Here is a 19,283-nt window from a genome sequence, read left to right on the forward strand (position 1 = left end):
TTAATTAAATATTCTATCATAAAAATGCGAATTTTTCGCATTCCTAAACAAAGTATTCAATTTAAATAATCATCGTTAAGGAGTAAGTATGATGAAAATTTCACCCCTGATTCTTCTGTTTACCATTTATGCTAGTTCAACGTCTTCTTATGCTGGCTTTGCAGACAGTTTAAGAGATCTAAGAGGAACCTTAAGTCAAATTAACGAAACGACCAAAGAAGTAGCAGGTACAGCCAAAGAAATGACTAAGTTTCGTGGTAATGATGAAACATCTAAAGATATTGAACGTACTATAGGACAAAAATTAACCCCAAAACTAAACAACTTACCGCTTTATGAAACGTCTAATAAATCAAGCAAAGTAAAAACTAAGCTTTCTAAAAATTCTGACATTATTTATGCAGGTAATGTCAGCTCAAATGGATTAATCGAAGTAACAACAGAATATGGAAATGGATGGGTAGAGTCTCATTTAATTCATTAATTCTTAAAATGGGGGCGATAGTGATAACATAGCTATCAGAATTTTGATGGCTATCTCTGTGAAAAATATTTCTAGTGAGTAGCTTATTATGAACAAGATAATTAAAAGTGGCTTTGTGACTGTAATAATTACTGCTTTGGTTGGTTGTAACAGTGACAGCTCAGATAATTCCAATACACAAACACCAACACCAACACCAACACCAACACCAACACCAACACCAACACCAACACCAACACCAACACCAACAACAGTAGCGGATAAATTGGCTGGAGAGTGGATTCAAGGCTCATCTAACTTAGGTATTTCTGATTGTAATTTAGCTCAGATTGAAATTACTAAAACTGGGAATAATTCAGTAGAAGCCAGTAATGAAGGTGTTCAATATTCTCTATATAATCCTTCATTAAAAATGTGTGGAGGTGAATTGGTTAGCAAGCGTTATCAATTACTTGGAGATCTAATACTAAAAGATATTAAAACTGGTATTAAATATGATAATTTCTTTTACTATCCTGTTAAATATCAAAAATATAGCACAACTTCAGAAGAAAATAGAGTCTTAACTTTTTTAAATGATGACTCATTTTGTATTATTAATTCAACTAGTAATAATCCTGCTTACATTAAGTTAGAAAGGAATTCTATATCTAACCCCTACAAGGATAATCGCTGTTATGTAAAAAGTAATGTCGGATTATTTACTGCAGAAAAACCTAAGACCCTTATTACAACAGCAAATTTTTTAAATGTAGATGCGGTTAATTCAACCAGTAGTACTGCATTCCTATCTCAGCTTAATGAAATGGGGAAAAATGGATATAAAATTGTCGCATACAATAATAAGGTGTATGGAAATCAAACTGTAAATAGCTATATGAAGTTAGCTAATCAGAATACTCGCTACTCTGCTATTGTGTCTGATCGAACTGCAAGCTCTATTAGCAATATCTATTTTTCATGGTTAAGTAATCTTAATGAGAATGGAAAATCTGGATACCAATTTCTTCATTCTGTAAGGCCTTCTACTGACTTAAATTTTAAAGACTATTTTTTAAAAAATGAAAATGATAATGCATCATACACTTATGATAGTGGTTATCTTTCCCCACTTGTTGACACTAATCAATTAATAAATGTACTTAATAAATTAGGTCAAGAAGGTTGTCGCATTATTCAATTTAAACAATACTTTACAGGAAATCATGTAGAAATTTTAGATAATAAAGAAAATCAACCTAAGATAGTAACTTGTATAAATAGTAGTAAACATAATGGTACCTACACATATCGATACAAAGATTATCCAACAGAGAGTACAAGACTTGAACGTGCTTTAGCATTGCAAAGTATGATAAATGCTCAGGCTAAGGATGGGTATCGTTTAGTTAGTCGCTCTTTAGATATATCTGCCACTAAAAAAAATGGCTTATTATTTATGAAAGATAGTGAAGAGCTAGATGTAGGAGAATTTAAAGTATTTTCAGAAGAGATTTTCTCAAATACTCCTATCCTTAAATATTTGAATAAACGCTTTAATCAGCAAGGTCAAATAGGCTGGTTGTATACAAATGCAGAATTTGTATACGCAAATAATCCAAAATCTATTCAGGCAGATCTCAATGATTTTCAAATAATTGAATAATTTTAGATGGGCACGATTGCATAAAGAGACTATAAGCAGTAAGCATCCAGTGAACCCCCACTTTCGCTAAAATGCAATGCCCCAATAGTGTCCACTTAAATTTTAGTGGGCACTTATTTATGGGAGGATTACCCTGCCAAATCAGTGGCAACCCGACCAAAATCAAAAAATAGGTATGAGGTTCAGCACACGCTTACACTTAAGCTTATAAATCAGAGTATGTAAATTGACCAGAAAAAGAGTAAGACATAAAAAAAGCCTCTCAAAATGAGAGGCTTTTTTTCAGAATATCAATTAACGATTGTTGTCGTCTTCTTGAGATTCTTCAAATTTAGAATCGTTGTCAAAACCGCTTGCAGACTGACCACCGAAGCCACCTTGACCGCCAAAGCCGCCACCTTGACCACCGAAGCCACCTTGACCGCCGAAGCCGCCACCTTGACTACCGAAGCCACCACCTTGACCACCGAAGCCACCTTGACCGCCAAAGCCACCACCTTGAGCACCGAAGCCGCCTTGACCACCGAAGCCACCACCTTGACCACCGAAGCCTGCGCCTTGACCACCAAAGCCTGCGCCTTGACCGCCTGCTGGTGCACCCGCTGGACGTGGATTACGTGCAGGAACAACTGTAGAAATTGCATGTTTGTAAACCATTTGGCTTACCGTGTTTTTCAATAAAACAACATATTGGTCAAAAGATTCAATATGACCTTGTAGCTTGATACCGTTCACAAGGAAGATAGAAACAGGAATACGTTCTTTACGGAGAGAATTTAAGAACGGATCTTGTAAAGTTTGACCTTTAGACATGTTATAACTCCAAAAATAATTAAAAATCAGCGCAAAAACTATCTTTATTTTTCAATTAAAAATTATAAAAAAGACAGTGTGTAAATTTTGCTTTATCCGTACCAGTTTCGCAAGTCTTCTTGAGCCTGCTTTATCGTAAAATATGTGTGAAATTTATGCGATTCTTGCAACGATCTGAGCCAAGTATATTGACGTTTCGCAAGTTGTCGTGTTGCGAATAGCGCCTTATCCTCCATTTCCTGCATTTTTCCGCGACTTTCATCACCTTTTTGTAAAAACTCTAAAGCTTGACGATAACCGACAGAGCGCATGGAAGGTAAATTTGCATCTAAATCGTATTTTTCAATAAGATGACGCACCTCATTTAAAAAACCCATTTCCCACATGATCTCTAAGCGTTTTTCAATACGCTGATGTAATTCTACCCGATCAGGCACTAAGGCGTGGTTATGAAAAGTGTAACGATATGGTACATTTTTAGGTTGTTCTGCTTGCAGTTGGGTAATTGGTGTGCCTGTTAATTTATAAACTTCCAAAGCACGAATAATACGTTGCTTATCGGACACTTTAAACTTTTGTCCCGCCAATGCATCTACCGCACATAATTCTGCATATACAGCCTCCCAACCTTCACGCGCGGCTTTATCTTCAATTTCAGCACGTACTTGGTAATTGGCACTGGGTAAATTTGAAGATAAACCTTCAAGCAATGCCTTAAAATACAGCATGGTTCCGCCCACTAAAATTGGGGTTTTTCCTATCGCGTGCATATCGTCAATCAAGGCGCAGGCATCTTCGACAAATTGTGCAGCAGAATACACTTCAAGCGGGCTGATAATATCAATCAAATGATGCGGATAACGCGCCTGTTCCTCTTTAGTTGGTTTGGCTGTACCAATATCCATATCTCGATAAACTAGCGCAGAATCGACTGAAATCAGCTCAAAATGCCCCAATTCATACAGCTCACATGCCAAAGCAGTTTTACCGCTTGCAGTTGGTCCCATTAAATTGATGACCGGCAATTGATTTGACATGTAACGCTACTCTCCTCGAGCAAAAAGTTTATCTAGTTGTGCCAATGGAAAGGCACGCCAAGTCGGGCGACCATGATTACATTGGCTAGCAAATTCGGTTTGTTCCATTTGACGCAATAAGGCATTCATTTCAGAAAGACTTAACATCCGATGTGCACGTACTGCACTATGACATGCCATTCCCGCCAAAATATGATCACGCTTTTGCAACAAGGCTTGCGCCTCATCATTCGGGTCTAAATCATCAAGTAATTCAGGAATTAATTCGGCAAAATCTGCCTTATGCAAAATCGCGGGCACACCGCGCACAATGACCTGCTCATCGCCATATTGGTCTATTTCCAAGCCCAGTCGTGCCAATTGTTCTTTTAAATCATCCACCCGCATGGCTTGCATGCGGCTAATGCTGATAACTTTGGGGATCAGCAATTGCTGCGAAGTCCAAAACTCAGGTTTATCCCAAGCGGCTTTCATCTGTTGCAACACAATTCGTTCATGGGCGGCATGCATATCTACAATAATCAAGCCTTCACTATTTTGCGCCAGAATGTAAATACCATGCAATTGCGCAATTGCAATGCCGAGCGGATGCTCATCCACCGCAGGTGTTGTGTTTGTTTGCGTAAGATTGGCTGAGTCTTGATCTAGATCACGTAAAGGCGCGAGATAGCTTTTTAAAGCATTGTTGAGCTGTTGCGAACCTTGATAATTACTCTGCACAGGTCGGTTATATTGAACTGTCTGCGGCTGACTCTGATTAAAATCGGTAAGTAACTCACTTCCCGCTTGTGAAGCGGGCTGCATCGTGTACGCATCTACTGCATCGTCAGCGGAATTGTAAGGATTTGCCTCGGCATGTTTGTGCAGTAAAAATTGTTCCTGATAACGCGGTTGCACCACATAAGGCGCAGCTTGTTCGACAGGATCAGCTTTCATAGCAGTGGCTAAATCTGCTGTTGCAGTTTGAAATTGCGCCAAGGTTTCTTTGGCATAATGTCGTACAAACTCATGCACTTCCCGCTGATTTAAAAAGCGAATTTCATGCTTGGTCGGATGCACATTGACATCAATATTTTCAGGCTCAACCTCTAAAAACAGTAAATACGCAGCATGCTGATGTCCATGCAAAATACCTTCGTATGCCATACGCAAAGCATGGGAGATGGTCTTGTCTTTTACAATGCGCCCATTCACATACACATACTGCAAGTCGGCTTGCGAACGTGCATCGGAAGGATGCCCCAACCAACCCGATAAGTGCATGGTGACACTGTCAGCATCTATCCAATAGGCATTTTCGACAAAGTTTCGTCCTAAAAGTTGCTGCACGCGCTGAAAACGCAATTCGCCACTGTCTGCAATGGGTAAATTCAGTTTGATGCTGTCGTTGTGTTCCAAAACAAAACGAATATCGAAATGTGTGAGTGCCAAACGACGCACAATTTCTTCAATATGTCCGAATTCTGTACCCGCTTTTTTCAGGAATTTACGTCGTGCAGGCACATTAAAAAATAAATCCTGTACCCGAATATGTGTGCCTTTTTGTGCAGCAACGGCCTGAATATCTTGATGGTCAAAGGCAGTGCCATTGACTTCGACCTGATAACCGACACCATCTTCAGTTTGGCTACTGACCAAAGTCAAACGCGATACTGCTGCAATTGATGCCAGTGCTTCACCACGAAAGCCTAAACTGACAATAGCATGTAAATCATCAGCCGTTTGAATTTTACTGGTCGCGTGACGAGTCACCGCCAAAGGCAAATCTTCAGCATGAATGCCACGACCATTATCAATAATTTCAATGAGTGTACTGCCGCCTTGTGCCACACGAATAATCAGCTCGGTTGCACCTGCATCAATGGAGTTTTCTAGTAACTCTTTGACCACAGAGGCAGGACGTTCAATCACCTCACCTGCAGCAATTTGGTTGGCTAAGGCAGGTTCAAGCGTGTGGATCCGACGTAGATTTAACACATCATTAGGCATGATTAAATTGTTGCTCCAAAGCTTGTTGTAATGCAACCGAAGACGAACTTAGCGTTGCAGTACGGCTTAATTCATCTTCCGATTTTTTAATTTCAATGATCAGGTCTGCGGGCGGAATTTCATCGCCACCTTTTGATGGCCATTCAAATAAAAACAAGGCATTTGGGGTTTCTAAATAATCACGAATGCCCATCAGCTCTAATTCATAAGGATCATTTAAACGATATAAATCAAAATGAAAAATATCTTGTCCTTGTATTTGATAAGGTTCCACCAAGGTGTAAGTCGGGCTTTTAACCGCGCCCTGATGCCCCAAATGCTGTAGAAAATAACGCGATAAAGTGGTTTTTCCTGCGCCTAAATCACCAATTAAATAAATCACACCCGACCGAAAATGCGTTGCCAAAACCTGCGCCAGATTTTGGGTATCTTGCTCATTATTTAAAGCCAAATTAAATGAATACTGCATAACGCTCACGACATGATTCAAAAGACCAATTATGATAGCATCGCACTGCTTTAAAGCCTATGTACTGATGGATAAAACTGTGTAAATGTGGACAATTTATAACAAGTTTAGACAAGGCAATGAATCAAGATTATTAAGCTTAGCACCCAAACTGCTTAGGCTATTTTCAATATGATGAAAAAGAAACTCTCCCACCTGAATATGAGCAATTTGCAGATGAAGTCGACTCATCCCAACACCTTTGTTCCACCCATGCTAGATGGTGTGAGCGCCAGCAAATTGCATTTACCCAAATTAAGCACACAGCCTGAATCAATTTTTCGTTATTTATGTGCCCAGTTTGCCCATATTTCTGCACAGGAATGGCTGCAACGCTTTGAGGATGGTCTGGTTTATGATGCCGAAGGCAAGCGTTTAGATTTAGATACACCTTATAGCGCACATCAGGATATTTTTTATTATCGTTTTTTAGCGCATGAAGTTGCCGTGCCTTTTCAGCATCAAGTTTTATTTGAAAATGAACACTTATTGGTTGTAGATAAACCACATTTTTTGACCATGAGCCCTACAGGGCAATATGTACAAGAAACCCTATTAGTACGCTTAAAAAAACAAACACAGAATGAGCAGCTCACACCTATTCATCGTTTAGACCGCGAAACTGCGGGTGTGGTGCTGTTTTCCAAACAACCAGAAACTCGGGCGGTGTATCAGCAATTATTTGCAGAACGTCAGGTGCAAAAAACCTACCATGCCATTGCGCCTTATCAAGCTAATTTGTCACTACCATGTACTGTGCAATTACGCATGGAAAAAGGTGAACCTTTTTATTTGATGCACGTCGTGGCAGGCACACCTAACAGCGAAACAGAAATTCGTTTGCTTGAACATAATCAAACATGGGCAAAATATGAATTAAAGCCTACAACAGGCAAGCAGCACCAACTGCGTGTGCATTTAAATAGCTTAGGTATTGCGATTAAGAACGACCCGTTTTATCCCATTTTACAGCACAAACAAGCAGATGATTTTTCTGCACCGCTACAATTGCTTGCCAAGCATTTAAGTTTTTTTGACCCGATTAGCCAGCAACAATTCCACTTTAGCGCACAGCAAGAATTGACATTGTAATATGTTTGTCATTACAAAATAGTGGATTTTCGTTGTAGTCATATTGAAATTACAAATGAATTGTTTACAATATTGCTAAAATTTAAATCTACTTCCTTCTATTAAAAATTATGAGAAAAACTGAAGTCTATCAAGTACGCTTGGACTCTCAAGAGAAAAAACAAGCCTTTGCTGTGTTTAAACAGTTGGGGATTACGCCTGCGCAAGCGGTACGTTTGTTTTTTAAGCAAGTCGTGCTGACTAAATCAATTCCCTTTTCAATTGAAAATCAGAATATTAATCTGGAACAATTGATTAAGTTACGCAAATTAAAACAAGAGCAAAAAGCAACGCTAGTGGATGCAACCCCAAGCAATGAAGCATCTGTAACTGGCAATAATAGTGTTGAAGATTTTGAACTGGATGATGAACATCTAGACTTGTTTGATGAACTCAATGCAATTTTGGGTGAAACTGACAAAAATTAACAGTGTTGCATTTTTAAACAATTCTTTAAAAATTTACTTTAAAAACTTAGCTATGCTTCATGCAAGGACAATAAAAAAGCATGGAGTATCGTAATGATTGTAAGACGTGCCACTTTAGAAGACTTAGACCAGCTTGCTGTATTGTTCGATGAGTATCGTCAGTTTTATGGTGCATCCTCGAATTTAAGCCTTTCAGCAGCATTCTTAAAACAGCGTTTTGAAAATCAGGAAAGTGTGATTTTCATTCATATCAAAGATCAAAAAATCACTGGATTTGTATTACTTTATTTAGGCTTTTCTTCGGTTGCCTGCTCGACCTACTATATTTTAGATGACGTTTATGTCACCCCTGTTTTTAGACGACAAGGTTCGGCCAAACAGCTCATTGATACTGCAATTTTATTTGCACGACATGAAAATGCGCTACGGATTAGCCTTGAAACACAGAAAAGTAATTACCAATCCCACCAATTGTATGAAAAGATGGGTTTTGTCAAAGATGATGAATTTCAAACCTATCACTGCTTTTTAAAATAGTCATCTGATCTGACGATTGCAGAGTTAGACAATGGATTTAAATTTAACCTAGCCCAAGCCATTGCTCATAAGCTATTGATGAAAGCTCAGCTAAACTCATGTTATTCCATACGGCTTTTTGCCAACTCGACATGTTCAGGGCTTAAATACATCCATTCACCCACATCTAAAGCCAAATCAGTCAAGTTTAATGCACCAACTTGCTGACGATGTAATTGTTCTACTTTATTGCCCACTGCTGCCAGCATACGTTTAACTTGGTGATAAACACCTTGATGAATGGTCATCTGCAATTCATGTTCAGCAAGCTGTTGTACCTCTGTTGCAGCAAATGTCCCTGATTCATTGCGCAATGCGACACCCTGCTCAAGTTGCTGGATTTGTGTTGCATTAATCGGGTCTGCGGTGTGCATAGCATACACTTTTGCCACATGCTTTTTAGGATGGGTCAATGCTTGTAAAAACTGTCCATCATCCGTCAGCAATAACAGCCCTGTGGTGTCCTGATCTAAGCGTCCAACACACTGCAAACCACGATTCAGCAATACATCATCAAACAAGTCAAACACACTAAAATGATGGGTCGCCTGATGCGAACACTCATAGCCTTGTGGTTTATGTAAGGCGATATAGACCTTTTCACGATATTGATAATTTTCCCCATACACCGAAAATTGCAAAACCGTTTCAGGCGCAATTTTTATCGCGAATTTAGGATTGGTCTGGGTTTCGCCCATAATGGTGACTGCACCATTTTTAATGAGTTGTTGGCAATGTTTACGTGATCCAAAGCCTTGTGATTGCAACATTTTTTCCAACAACATGATGAGCGACCTAATGATAAAAAGTATAAATATATTTGCTGCTATTCTAAACCAAATACACCGTAAATTCTGAACACATTGCGTACCTTGCCCGCTTGTAGTTCAAAACAGTTACAATAACTGCACTTTTCCAATTTATTTCCCCTTTTATGGATCACCATGCTCTCTCAATTAGACCTTAACCTGATGGTGCTGATCGTTCTACTCGCATGCGGTATTTTTAGCCAAAATACGGCTGTGACCATTGCCGCAGCAGTACTGATTGTTTTTAGAATTACGCCGCTAAGTGAATTTTTCCCACTATTGCAGCAGCATGGCTTAAATCTGGGCATTATCATTCTCACCATTGGCGTACTGACACCCATTGCCAGTGGCAAACTTCCAGGCGAAGCAATTCTAAAATCTTTCCTGAGTTGGAAATCTTTACTTGCGATTGCAATTGGTGTTTTTGTGGCATGGTTAGGCGGGCGTGGTGTCAAGCTCATGACCAATCAGCCTGATGTGGTCGCAGGCTTATTGATTGGTACAGTCGCAGGTGTTGCTGTGCTACGTGGCGTGCCTGTGGGACCACTGATTGCAGCAGGAATTCTCACCTTGTTTATTGGCTATTCTTAACATAGATTTAGGGACGCTTGGTTTAGATGGTTTTGCTTGAATTCATCGTCTTGTATCAACCAATTTCAATAAAAACCATCCAAATCTAAGCCACTTTGCGAAACAAGATAGATGTTAATATCATTCCCATTGCAGATAAAACGGCCATTAAAATACCAACCCAAAGCCATGTTCCTGTGGCAGATACGATAGCTGCGACCACAGGCGGCAATAAAAATTGTGAAATTGCCGAGCACTGCAACACCAAACCTACGGTGGTACTAATCGCAATCGGTTGTGGTGCAAAATTAAGTACTTGCGCAAATACCACAGCTGCGACTAAACCACCAAATAAAGAGAAATGGATGACCAATAAAAACTGCACAATGAATGGTAAAACATCACGCAAAATATAAAAACTCAGTGCGCATAGCATCAATACCGCAAAACCCATTTGCATCAACACTTGCGCTCTCAGCCCACGCTGTAATAACAACCCACATACAAATGTACCCACCGCATTTGCCATTGCAACCATAGCTGTGAGCACACCTGCGGTTTGTAAAGATATTTGATATTGCTGATAAATGGTCGGCAAAAAACCCACCAAACTGAACCACTGCCCTGCATAAACACCAAAAACCAAAGCCAATATCCATGCGGGTGGATGGCTCAAAGTGCTTTTAATCAGTTCAAAGATGGCAATGGCTTGCGTGCTGATCTGCACACTTGGTACGGCTTTATAAATGATGATTGCGAGCGCAAAGGATAACAATCCCAACCACATCCACACGCCTTGCCAATCCAAGATGGGCAGTAAAAACGGCGTACTTAGTAAACCAATACCCATCCCACCGCCCATATAGGCACTCCACAGCCCCATTTTGGCAGGCAACTGCTCCACTGCAACCAGTTGACGAATAAATGCAGGGCCGCTGAGTGTAATCAGTAAAAAGCCAAAACCTTCAATTACACGCAGACTTAATAGTGCGGAAAAGCTATGTACAAAACCACCAACAAAACTTGCACCTGCCAATAAAGACAAACCCAAAAGTACACAGCGTTTTAAGCCAATTTTTGCGGTATAACTGCCTAGCAACAACGCCAAAGACATGCCCGCAGCTTGTACCAAAGACAGCAAAAAACCTGCCTGAACCAAACTAATTCCGAGTTCAGCTTGTAGGATGGGTACAGTCGGTGGCAACTTGCCAATATGCATTGCTGCCATAAAACCCGCAGCAACAATCCACAAATCCTTGGTCAGCCAACGTACCGAACTCACAGCGCTCTCCCTTAATTTTCGCAAGGCAAGCTTAGCAAGAACATCTCACTGTTTTTAGTGGAGATTTAGATGAGCTTAGTGTTTTTAGCAATTAATCAGCATCCTCTTTAAAATGCTGATTGTGCAATTTTTAACTCGAATAATATTGTGTGCGTTTTTGGGAAAATTTCTCTAATTGCTTCAAAAAGCCTTCAAAATAGCTCTTTTCTTTTTCTTCGCTACGATAACCCGCATACAAGGTACGGCGTAATCCTCCCGCAGCAACGCAGTCTAAACGACGTGAAGTTACCCAGCCTTTTTGCTCATATTCATTCACCACCCAATCTGGCAATGCGCCAATCCCTCGCCCACTCGCCACCAGTTGAATCAACATTTGGGTTAAATCTGTAGTACGAATAGCTTTTGGCTGAATATTGGCTGGAATGAATAGCTTAGACATAATATCTAAACGGTGTTTATCGACAGGATAGGTAATCAGGGTTTCTTCTGCCAACTCCTGTACGGTAATGCGCTCGGCACGTACTAAAGGATGAGTATTTGACAACACCAAACGCGATTCATATTCAAAAATTGGAAAATATTCGATACCTTTTAAGGCAATCGGGTCTGCAGTAATCAATAGGTCAAATTCTGCGTTTTGCAATAATTCATGCGGATTGGCTTCAAAACCTGAAGCAAAATCTAAATCTACATCAGGGTATTGCTGACGATATTGATTCAGCAGCGGCATCAACCAGTCAAAGCAACTATGACATTCCGAAGAAAAAATAATTCGCCCCGTTTGACCATGCACAATGCGGGTAATATCAGTTTGGGTGATTTGAATTTGTGGCAGGACATCATCCGCCAGTTTCAATAAACGCTGTCCGACATTGGAAAATGTCACAGGGCGACTACGACGGTTCACCACTTCTACGCCATACCAATGATCTAGTTCTTTGAGTTGATGAGAAATGGCAGATGGCGTCAGACATAAATCATTGGCGGCAGCAACCAAAGAACCATGTTCACGCAGGGCTGATAGCGTTTTTAAGTGGCGAATTTCAAGCATTGCTTGTTCCTAGTTTTTCAAGTTATTGACTGCATGTTTAGACCTAGGTCGCATTTTTATTTTGCAAAATAAGAAACAAAGCCAAACATGATTCAATTTAATAATGAATTAATTTAATCTTAGCATGTAAATAATGAGTTTTCTTCATCTTAGTTTTTATTCGATGATATTTACTACGAAATCAATACAATTCCATAAAAATAATATGGCTTTCAGCAAGCATGTTTTAGGCTTCCAACGTGCAGAGCCAAACTAGAATTGAAATTCTTAACCCAAGCCTCGCTTACTCCGACAACTTCTCTCCACAATGTGGGCAGTATTTATAAGGCTCCTGTTCTAAACGCAGCTCTTCTTCACGACGCTCACGAATTAACTGCAATAAAATATCCTGTGTTTGCTCATTGGTTAAGCCAACCTGTTTGCGTAAATCTTCAATTTTTTCCTGATCATTTAACAGGTCAATTTCACTATTTTGCAATAGCTCTCTAAATTTCAACCCTAAATGCTGCTTACGTTGTTCAAGTTCGTTGGCTAAACCTGAGGCTAAAATACCTGCAGGCAATGCTGCCAAGCCGACACCCAATACCGTAATTAACGCACCTAAAATTCTGCCCCAAGGGGTAATTGGTGTGACATCGCCATAACCGACTGTGGTTAAAGTCACCACTGCCCACCACATCGAAGCTGGAATTGAGCTAAAGGCTTCAGGCTGTGCCTTGCTTTCCACCACATACACACCTGCGGCAGACATCACAATCATAATAGAGAGAATAAAAATGACTGCCTGAAATGATCCTTTTTCCCGTTCGATCACTCTTAATAAAATTTGCAATGATACAAAGTAACGTGTCAGTTTTAACAAACGCAGTAAACGTAAAATTCTTAGGAACCGTAAATCTAGATGCACAAAGAAGTTAATATAAGCAGGTAGAATCGCCAACAAATCTATAATTGCCCCACCGCTGGTAAGCCATTTTACACGCTGTTTCCACGGCGAAATAAACGGGTCTTTTTCGGCAATACTCCAAATCCGCAGCAAATATTCAAGCGTAAACACTGCGATGGAAAAGTTTTCAAAATGGTCAAAAAATACCTGATAGGCAAGATAGACATCATTCACCGACTCTAAAATAACCGCACTGGCATTGCCTAAAATCAGTAAAATTAAAAAATAGTTAATGCAACGACTAAACCATGTTTCATAGTCATCGTCGTGTAAGTTGTTATAGACAAATTTTCGAAATGTGTACCACGGTGTAAATGCCATACCGAATATTATATTTTAAGGCTTACAGTGATGGCAGTTTAACCGAAGTTTTTCTCAAAACGATAGTATTTTATGTGACGTTAAGCGGGCATTTTTAATGCAGAATTGCAGTATAAGTCATCATTATCCAAATGACTAAACTACTGAATAAACAGCAATGCTAAACGCACCTGATCATAGCCCATGCGTGGACTAGTCGCTTCAACAATCGGGCGCAGTTTAATTGCGCCATCATCGCTGAAGTGCTCTGCATTTTGACGCTTCATTAATCGCTTATAAATTTTACGGACCTCTTCCACCACTTCTTCACCTGGATGTGCCACTGAAATATCCAGATTTTGTTCTTTTTGCAAACGTGCCAAATGGTTGATAATAGTTGCAGGAGTTAAACCTCGCTCTACTGCAATATCCTGAATATCATAACCTTCTTCAAATAAAGCGCGGGTTTCATCTAACGTGGCAGTCGCATAATTGGTTTTTCCACCTTTGGCAATTTTCTTTTCATTGCGCAAAATTTCGGTTTCGTTCAACGTGCCACCACAGTGACGAATAAATGCATTATGTTGTGGTGTTAAATCCAACAGCTCATAGTGCGTTTCAGCTTCTTCAGACAATTCCTGAAAACGGCGGTCAGCCTTAATCGCTAAACTGTCGAGTTCCAAAGCTTGGCTATTAAATCCCAATAAACGCAAACCGCTTAACGATTTTAATCGTGACAACGCCACATAACCCTGCCCTTTTTCAAAAGTATGGCTAAGATTGATTTCTGCCGCTTCTAAGGTCATACCTTGTGATTTGTGGATGGTAATTGCCCATGCCAAACGCAGCGGAATTTGCTGGAAACTGGCAATGGTTTTGCCTGCATCATTATCCACCGACCAAGTTTCAGGCTCGACCAGTAATACTGTGCCATCGGTCAATTTTACTTTAGGCAAAATACCGTGATCGTCATCTTCTTCAAAGCCAATCACTTCGCCCAAACTGCCGTTGATATAGCCCATATCGAAGTTGTTTTTAACAAACATCACTTTGGCATGTTTTTTTAGATTTAAAATTTCAGGCGCACGTACGGATGATTTCAGCGTTTCAATCAACTTTTCATTGCCATCACACACGGCATCAAACTGCTTGCTCTCAGTTTCAATTTCATTCAGATGCTTAAAGTTGATATTGTCCACGTCCATATTGTGCGTATATAAACGTGTGAAAGTGTCGCCAATATCTTGATGGCGGGTGTGCTCCAAAGCCTGAATATGTTGATGATCAATACTTTGTGCACGAATTGCATTGAGAATGTCATTTAAATAATCGTCGCCCTGACGGTGCTGCTCAGTTAAATAACAGACTCGAAATTTAGCTTCGACCCACGCCTCTGACATAAAACAGAACTTGTCACGATTGCGCTCATCGTTTTTTCCTACAGGCGGTAACTGGAAAAAATCTCCTGCAACAATCACCTGAATGCCGCCAAAGGCTTCATCACTGTCTTTAAAATATTTTAAAACCTGATTGACTAAATTCAGTTGCTTGGCATGCAACATCGAAATTTCATCAATAATCAACACTTGCGCATTTTCTAAATGTTCTTTGAGATATTTGCGCTCTTTCATATTTTTTAGGTCGGCATCGGACAAAAAGTCTTTAATACCAATACCTGCCCACGTGTGAATGGTCATGCCATTCATATGCGTTGCAGCAATACCTGTAGATGCTGTAATGGCTACAGGTACTTTTCGTGCTTTTAAATAATTGATGTATTGATTCAGGGTATAGGTTTTACCCGCACCAGCAGAGCCTGTTAAAAAGACATTTTCGCCTGCTTTTAAAAGTTTAAGTGCAGTTTCCTGTTTCATAAGACCTATACCATTGCTGAACGGCTATAGCCTAACGAGTTTTTGCCTAAAAGTTAAGGCTCAAGTCTGCGAATACGACAACTGTTGTCTTATGCTTTAGCTGGCAATTGTGGATTCAGCCATGCAATAAACTGCTCTGCAATGGTCACCAGTAACTGTTCCGCTTTTTGATTATTCGGATATTCCAACTGATCAAATTCAAGTTGCCCCTGCCGAAAATGACAGCCCAGAGTCAATTGCTGCGCATAATGTGGCGATGCCATGTGAAAAGCCACATATTGCCCTTCACTCATTAGCTTGGCATAGCTAAGTGCCAAACAGTGTTTAAAGTTTTTCGATTCTTCAATAATACGGTCTAAATCGGTCAGTTCTTCAAAACACCAACCTGAAAAGTACAATATTTGCTGCGGGCTTTTCGCCTGCCATGTGCTACACGGAATTTCTTTTTTCAGTTTGGCAAATAGCTCTGCTTTATACACTTGTTGATGCCAACGCACCGCCTGATGAAACAACCCCAACCAACTCAAACTTTTTGGAATATGTGTATGCGCTACGAAATATTCCAGTAAATAGTCGCGCACATAACTGTCAAATACCGAAACACGTGTATTGTGTGCACGTAAATAAAAACGCTGCCGAAAATCATCAGGCTGAATCTGATAACGCTGCAATACCGTATAAAAGTCACGTTGCTGCTGACTATCAGACTGAATATAGTCCAACAAAGCTGTCGGTAAATCTTGGGTGATCTGCTGTAAATACAACATATAACTTTGCATGACACGACTTAAACGCCGAAATACATGCTTGACCAAATGCTCATCGTGTTGCGCCACGGTTTTCAGCAAAGTCATCCATTCATCCAAATACAAAATAGAAGGACTAATGGCAACCCGCGGATCATCCAACGATTGTTTTTCGCCATGCGGCATTAAACTGACATTATGCGCATGTGCGAACCACGCTTGCTGTGTCGCATATACATTACAGCTTTGAATGAACATACGTGCGGCTGAATATTGAAAATATTGCAAAGTTGCCAAAATAATCCGTGGATGTGCCTGACTACAATCGACAAAACTGAGCGCAGTCACTGCCACCCGCACACTGGTATGATGAATATTTAAACTAAGCCAATCCAACACTTGTGCAGACTGTTTAAACAGCCAATTCACCGCACGTGGATAATCAAATAACGGCAGTTTGGCGACTTTCTTTTGCCAAATTAAAGGGCAAGATTTTAAAAAATGCGGTTTCGCCAAAGCATCGGAACGCTGCCACACCTCACGGTGCATTAAACGCGCAAAACCCAATAAATGCCCATGTTCTTCGGCATGTCGATACAACAACCGAATATCATCCTGATGATCGATTAAATCCTGCAAATTAAATCGTTCAGGAAATGAAATACTTAAAATACGATGCATGGCTTTAGGTAAAAATTCTGCCGCACTAAAACAAAAATCATCATAACTTTGCATCAGTGCTTGCACTGGCAAAAAGGTTTCACCCTCTATAAATTCCAAAGCACACAGCATCGTTAAGTTAGTTAAAACATCTTCAGGAATGTGCTGCCCTTGCTGCACAAATTTGGTCAATACTGGTTGATACTGATCGTCTGCCTGCATTAATGCCTGATCTAAAATTTGTGCCTGCATTGCATCTAAATGCAATAACAATTGCTTAACCCGTGCTGCACCATCTACCCACAGGTAAACTTGCTGCAGAATCAATTGTCGCAATTGCTGCGCCTGATTACGCAAAAATAAAGAATGCTGCGGTTTTAAATCCCCAGTCAAAAAATGCAGATCATGTAAGAAAAAATCTTCAAATGCTTCTTGCTGTTTCCCCGCAAATTCAAAGTGAGTTTCTATTAAATTTGTATGCGATTTTGGCGGATAAAATTCAAGACTAAACAGACCATTCAGCAATTCGACCCGATGCTGCAAAGGATCGATCCGAAACAAATTTTGTGCTGTAAAATGTCCAACCAAATCCATTTGATCTTGATAGATTTCTGCGGCCACACTGGAAATACGAACCAATTGCTGTGCAACGGCATGCAACTGGCTATGCTGGCAAATTGGCTGCATATACGCTCCTCATGCTTAAGTGCGGTCTATCTAAGTGTCATCTTATTTTTATTTGATTGCACCGACTAGACCCATCACGTGATACATCCCTATTTTTTGTTTTTTATTTCCATCTGCAAAAAGTGGACAATTCTTCAATCGAGCTTAAGCCACTTATTAATTGAATTACACCTGAAATTTATGTGAACGGTATCTACACCTTAAAATTAGAGATACAAAAACACTATAAACAAGATTTAAGCCCTTGCCTATAGCCTGCGCACAACTTCAGAAAAAATAAAAACCCATTAAAAAACAAATAAATTTCAATTGATTAGTTTGCATTATTTACTCAGAAAATAGGGTTGGTGTTTGGTAGGTAGGATTTCACCACAAAGCATTGAATACTCAAATCACGGTTCAACACCGCGATAACAACACATTATTCCAATACCCAATGCAAGAAGGAATCTGAGCATGGCTTTTAAAAATATTGCAGATCAAACCAACGGTTTTTATATTCCTTGTGTGTCTCTCTTCGGCCCTGGTTGTGCCAAAGAAATTGGCGTAAGAGCGCAAAATTTAGGTGCTAAAAAAGCCCTGATTGTGACAGATGAAGGACTGTTTAAATTTGGCGTAGCCGATACCATTGCAGGCTATCTCACCGAAGCAGGCGTTGCTAGCCATATCTTTGCAGGTGCTGAGCCAAACCCAACCGACATTAACGTACATAAAGGTGTCGATGCCTACAATGCCAATCAATGCGACTTTATTGTGTCTTTAGGTGGTGGTTCTTCACATGACTGCGCCAAAGGCATTGGCTTAGTTACCGCAGGTGGTGGGCATATTCGTGATTATGAAGGCATTGATAAAAGTACCGTGCCAATGACCCCGCTAATTGCCATTAACACCACAGCAGGTACAGCATCGGAAATGACCCGTTTCTGTATCATTACCAACACTGACACGCACGTTAAAATGGCAATTGTCGATTGGCGCTGCACACCACTCATCGCCATTGATGATCCAAAACTCATGATTGCCAAACCTGCAGGTTTAACCGCAGCAACAGGCATGGATGCTTTAACTCACGCTGTAGAAGCCTACGTTTCAACTGCAGCCAATCCTATTACCGATGCCTGTGCGGAAAAAGCTATTCGTATGATTAGCCAGTGGCTCAGCCCTGCTGTGGCAAATGGTGAAAATATTGAAGCACGTGATGCCATGAGCTATGCGCAATATTTGGCAGGTATGGCATTCAACAATGCCTCATTAGGCTATGTGCATGCCATGGCGCATCAACTCGGTGGTTTCTACAACTTGCCGCACGGCGTATGTAATGCAATTTTATTGCCGCATGTTTGCGAGTTTAACCTGATTGCCTGCCCTGAGCGTTATGCAGATATTGCAGAACTGATGGGGGTAAATACTGATGGATTAACTACCACAGAAGCCGCCTATGCCGCAATTGATGCAATTCGTGAATTATCTAGCTCAATTGGTATTCCAACAGGTTTAGCAGAGTTAGGCGTTAAAGAAGATGACTTGGCGATTATGGCTGAAAATGCACAAAAAGATGCCTGCATGCTCACCAACCCACGTAAAGCCAATCATGCACAAGTGGTCGAAATTTTTAAAGCCGCGATGTAATTTGAATCTCCTGCTGAGTGAATCACGATTTGCTCAGCATTTCCCATCCTTTTTTCAATTTTCCTCTGTTGCTGTTTTATTTTTATCCTTCCCTTTGGCAGAACCATCTCAGATGCGT

17 protein-coding genes are annotated in these 19,283 nt (G+C 40.3%); 7 read left to right on the forward strand and 10 right to left on the reverse strand.

The window, feature by feature from the left end:
* Positions 1 to 88: 88 nt before the first annotated feature.
* Both FTT78_RS08980 and FTT78_RS08985 read left to right on the forward strand, forming a co-directional pair.
* A complete protein-coding gene (locus FTT78_RS08980) occupies positions 89 to 484 on the forward strand; it encodes a hypothetical protein (protein ID WP_131261492.1) in 396 nt (131 codons plus the stop codon).
* A gap of 88 nt (positions 485 to 572) precedes the next feature.
* The gene (locus FTT78_RS08985) at positions 573 to 2,129 is read left to right on the forward strand and encodes a PT dipeptide repeat lipoprotein (RefSeq protein WP_180044053.1); all 1,557 of its coding nucleotides are present in this window, start codon (positions 573 to 575) and stop codon (positions 2,127 to 2,129) included.
* A 294-nt stretch (positions 2,130 to 2,423) separates the two neighbouring features.
* On the opposite strand, the gene hfq is transcribed toward FTT78_RS08985, so the two are convergent.
* From hfq to tsaE, 4 genes are all read right to left on the reverse strand, one after another.
* Positions 2,424 to 2,942 (reverse strand): RNA chaperone Hfq, encoded by a 519-nt coding sequence (gene hfq, locus FTT78_RS08990; RefSeq protein ID WP_180044055.1) that lies wholly within the window; start codon positions 2,940 to 2,942, stop codon positions 2,424 to 2,426.
* Between the two features lie 92 nt (positions 2,943 to 3,034).
* Positions 3,035 to 3,979 carry a tRNA (adenosine(37)-N6)-dimethylallyltransferase MiaA gene (gene miaA, locus FTT78_RS08995; RefSeq protein ID WP_180044057.1) on the reverse strand — a complete coding sequence of 315 codons (945 nt, stop codon included), beginning with the start codon at positions 3,977 to 3,979 and terminating at the stop codon, positions 3,035 to 3,037.
* 6 nt (positions 3,980 to 3,985) lie between these two features.
* Positions 3,986 to 5,968 (reverse strand): DNA mismatch repair endonuclease MutL, encoded by a 1,983-nt coding sequence (mutL, locus tag FTT78_RS09000; protein ID WP_004976842.1) that lies wholly within the window; start codon positions 5,966 to 5,968, stop codon positions 3,986 to 3,988.
* Complete coding sequence (gene tsaE, locus FTT78_RS09005; protein WP_096901184.1) at positions 5,961 to 6,437, reverse strand: tRNA (adenosine(37)-N6)-threonylcarbamoyltransferase complex ATPase subunit type 1 TsaE; 477 nt, start codon at positions 6,435 to 6,437, stop codon at positions 5,961 to 5,963. The genes mutL and tsaE overlap by 8 nt, the downstream gene beginning before the upstream one ends.
* A gap of 216 nt (positions 6,438 to 6,653) precedes the next feature.
* On the opposite strand from tsaE, the gene FTT78_RS09010 reads away from it, so the two are divergent.
* The 3 genes from FTT78_RS09010 (at position 6,654) to FTT78_RS09020 (ending at position 8,572) form a co-directional block, all read left to right on the forward strand.
* The gene (locus FTT78_RS09010; protein ID WP_154320807.1) at positions 6,654 to 7,568 is read left to right on the forward strand and encodes a pseudouridine synthase; all 915 of its coding nucleotides are present in this window, start codon (positions 6,654 to 6,656) and stop codon (positions 7,566 to 7,568) included.
* A 110-nt stretch (positions 7,569 to 7,678) separates the two neighbouring features.
* Positions 7,679 to 8,035, forward strand: a complete 357-nt coding sequence (locus FTT78_RS09015) for a type II toxin-antitoxin system RelB/DinJ family antitoxin (RefSeq protein WP_004976848.1) — start codon at positions 7,679 to 7,681, stop codon at positions 8,033 to 8,035.
* Between the two features lie 93 nt (positions 8,036 to 8,128).
* Complete coding sequence (locus tag FTT78_RS09020) at positions 8,129 to 8,572, forward strand: GNAT family N-acetyltransferase (protein WP_004976850.1); 444 nt, start codon at positions 8,129 to 8,131, stop codon at positions 8,570 to 8,572.
* A 101-nt stretch (positions 8,573 to 8,673) separates the two neighbouring features.
* Here the strand turns inward: FTT78_RS09020 and FTT78_RS09025 are convergent, their stop codons facing one another.
* Positions 8,674 to 9,396 (reverse strand): pseudouridine synthase, encoded by a 723-nt coding sequence (locus tag FTT78_RS09025; protein ID WP_131261624.1) that lies wholly within the window; start codon positions 9,394 to 9,396, stop codon positions 8,674 to 8,676.
* A gap of 159 nt (positions 9,397 to 9,555) precedes the next feature.
* On the opposite strand from FTT78_RS09025, the gene FTT78_RS09030 reads away from it, so the two are divergent.
* Positions 9,556 to 10,011 carry a DUF441 domain-containing protein gene (locus FTT78_RS09030; protein WP_004976854.1) on the forward strand — a complete coding sequence of 152 codons (456 nt, stop codon included), beginning with the start codon at positions 9,556 to 9,558 and terminating at the stop codon, positions 10,009 to 10,011.
* Between the two features lie 85 nt (positions 10,012 to 10,096).
* Here FTT78_RS09030 and FTT78_RS09035 read toward each other — a convergent pair whose 3' ends face one another.
* The 5 genes from FTT78_RS09035 to FTT78_RS09055 all read right to left on the reverse strand — a co-directional run bounded on the left by FTT78_RS09035 (position 10,097) and on the right by FTT78_RS09055 (position 17,536).
* On the reverse strand, positions 10,097 to 11,272 hold the full coding sequence (locus FTT78_RS09035) for an MFS transporter (protein ID WP_180044059.1): 1,176 nt from the start codon (positions 11,270 to 11,272) through the stop codon (positions 10,097 to 10,099).
* Between the two features lie 130 nt (positions 11,273 to 11,402).
* Positions 11,403 to 12,323, reverse strand: coding sequence for a LysR family transcriptional regulator (locus FTT78_RS09040; RefSeq protein WP_004976859.1), 921 nt, complete (start codon positions 12,321 to 12,323; stop codon positions 11,403 to 11,405).
* 283 nt (positions 12,324 to 12,606) lie between these two features.
* Positions 12,607 to 13,590: an ion transporter gene (locus FTT78_RS09045; protein ID WP_180044061.1), complete on the reverse strand. Its 984-nt coding sequence runs from the start codon at positions 13,588 to 13,590 to the stop codon at positions 12,607 to 12,609.
* A gap of 140 nt (positions 13,591 to 13,730) precedes the next feature.
* Positions 13,731 to 15,443 carry an AAA family ATPase gene (locus FTT78_RS09050; protein ID WP_179990130.1) on the reverse strand — a complete coding sequence of 571 codons (1,713 nt, stop codon included), beginning with the start codon at positions 15,441 to 15,443 and terminating at the stop codon, positions 13,731 to 13,733.
* 89 nt (positions 15,444 to 15,532) lie between these two features.
* The gene (locus FTT78_RS09055) at positions 15,533 to 17,536 is read right to left on the reverse strand and encodes a hypothetical protein (protein ID WP_180044063.1); all 2,004 of its coding nucleotides are present in this window, start codon (positions 17,534 to 17,536) and stop codon (positions 15,533 to 15,535) included.
* 456 nt (positions 17,537 to 17,992) lie between these two features.
* Between FTT78_RS09055 and FTT78_RS09060 the strand changes: the two genes are divergently transcribed.
* On the forward strand, positions 17,993 to 19,165 hold the full coding sequence (locus FTT78_RS09060) for an iron-containing alcohol dehydrogenase (RefSeq protein ID WP_004976867.1): 1,173 nt from the start codon (positions 17,993 to 17,995) through the stop codon (positions 19,163 to 19,165).
* The last annotated feature ends 118 nt before the right edge of the window (positions 19,166 to 19,283 follow it).

This window comes from Acinetobacter sp. YH01011 (assembly GCF_013420785.1).
Lineage (GTDB): Bacteria > Pseudomonadota > Gammaproteobacteria > Pseudomonadales > Moraxellaceae > Acinetobacter > Acinetobacter towneri.

Coding starts and splice junctions, on each gene's coding strand:
- FTT78_RS08980 (WP_131261492.1), top strand. CDS start 89: ATGATGAAAATTTCACCCCTGATTCTTCTGTTTACCATTTATGCTAGT.
- FTT78_RS08985 (WP_180044053.1), top strand. CDS start 573: ATGAACAAGATAATTAAAAGTGGCTTTGTGACTGTAATAATTACTGCT.
- hfq (WP_180044055.1), bottom strand. CDS start 2,942: ATGTCTAAAGGTCAAACTTTACAAGATCCGTTCTTAAATTCTCTCCGT.
- miaA (WP_180044057.1), bottom strand. CDS start 3,979: ATGTCAAATCAATTGCCGGTCATCAATTTAATGGGACCAACTGCAAGC.
- mutL (WP_004976842.1), bottom strand. CDS start 5,968: ATGCCTAATGATGTGTTAAATCTACGTCGGATCCACACGCTTGAACCT.
- tsaE (WP_096901184.1), bottom strand. CDS start 6,437: ATGCAGTATTCATTTAATTTGGCTTTAAATAATGAGCAAGATACCCAA.
- FTT78_RS09010 (WP_154320807.1), top strand. CDS start 6,654: ATGAAGTCGACTCATCCCAACACCTTTGTTCCACCCATGCTAGATGGT.
- FTT78_RS09015 (WP_004976848.1), top strand. CDS start 7,679: ATGAGAAAAACTGAAGTCTATCAAGTACGCTTGGACTCTCAAGAGAAA.
- FTT78_RS09020 (WP_004976850.1), top strand. CDS start 8,129: ATGATTGTAAGACGTGCCACTTTAGAAGACTTAGACCAGCTTGCTGTA.
- FTT78_RS09025 (WP_131261624.1), bottom strand. CDS start 9,396: ATGTTGTTGGAAAAAATGTTGCAATCACAAGGCTTTGGATCACGTAAA.
- FTT78_RS09030 (WP_004976854.1), top strand. CDS start 9,556: ATGCTCTCTCAATTAGACCTTAACCTGATGGTGCTGATCGTTCTACTC.
- FTT78_RS09040 (WP_004976859.1), bottom strand. CDS start 12,323: ATGCTTGAAATTCGCCACTTAAAAACGCTATCAGCCCTGCGTGAACAT.
- FTT78_RS09045 (WP_180044061.1), bottom strand. CDS start 13,590: ATGGCATTTACACCGTGGTACACATTTCGAAAATTTGTCTATAACAAC.
- FTT78_RS09050 (WP_179990130.1), bottom strand. CDS start 15,443: ATGAAACAGGAAACTGCACTTAAACTTTTAAAAGCAGGCGAAAATGTC.
- FTT78_RS09055 (WP_180044063.1), bottom strand. CDS start 17,536: ATGCAGCCAATTTGCCAGCATAGCCAGTTGCATGCCGTTGCACAGCAA.
- FTT78_RS09060 (WP_004976867.1), top strand. CDS start 17,993: ATGGCTTTTAAAAATATTGCAGATCAAACCAACGGTTTTTATATTCCT.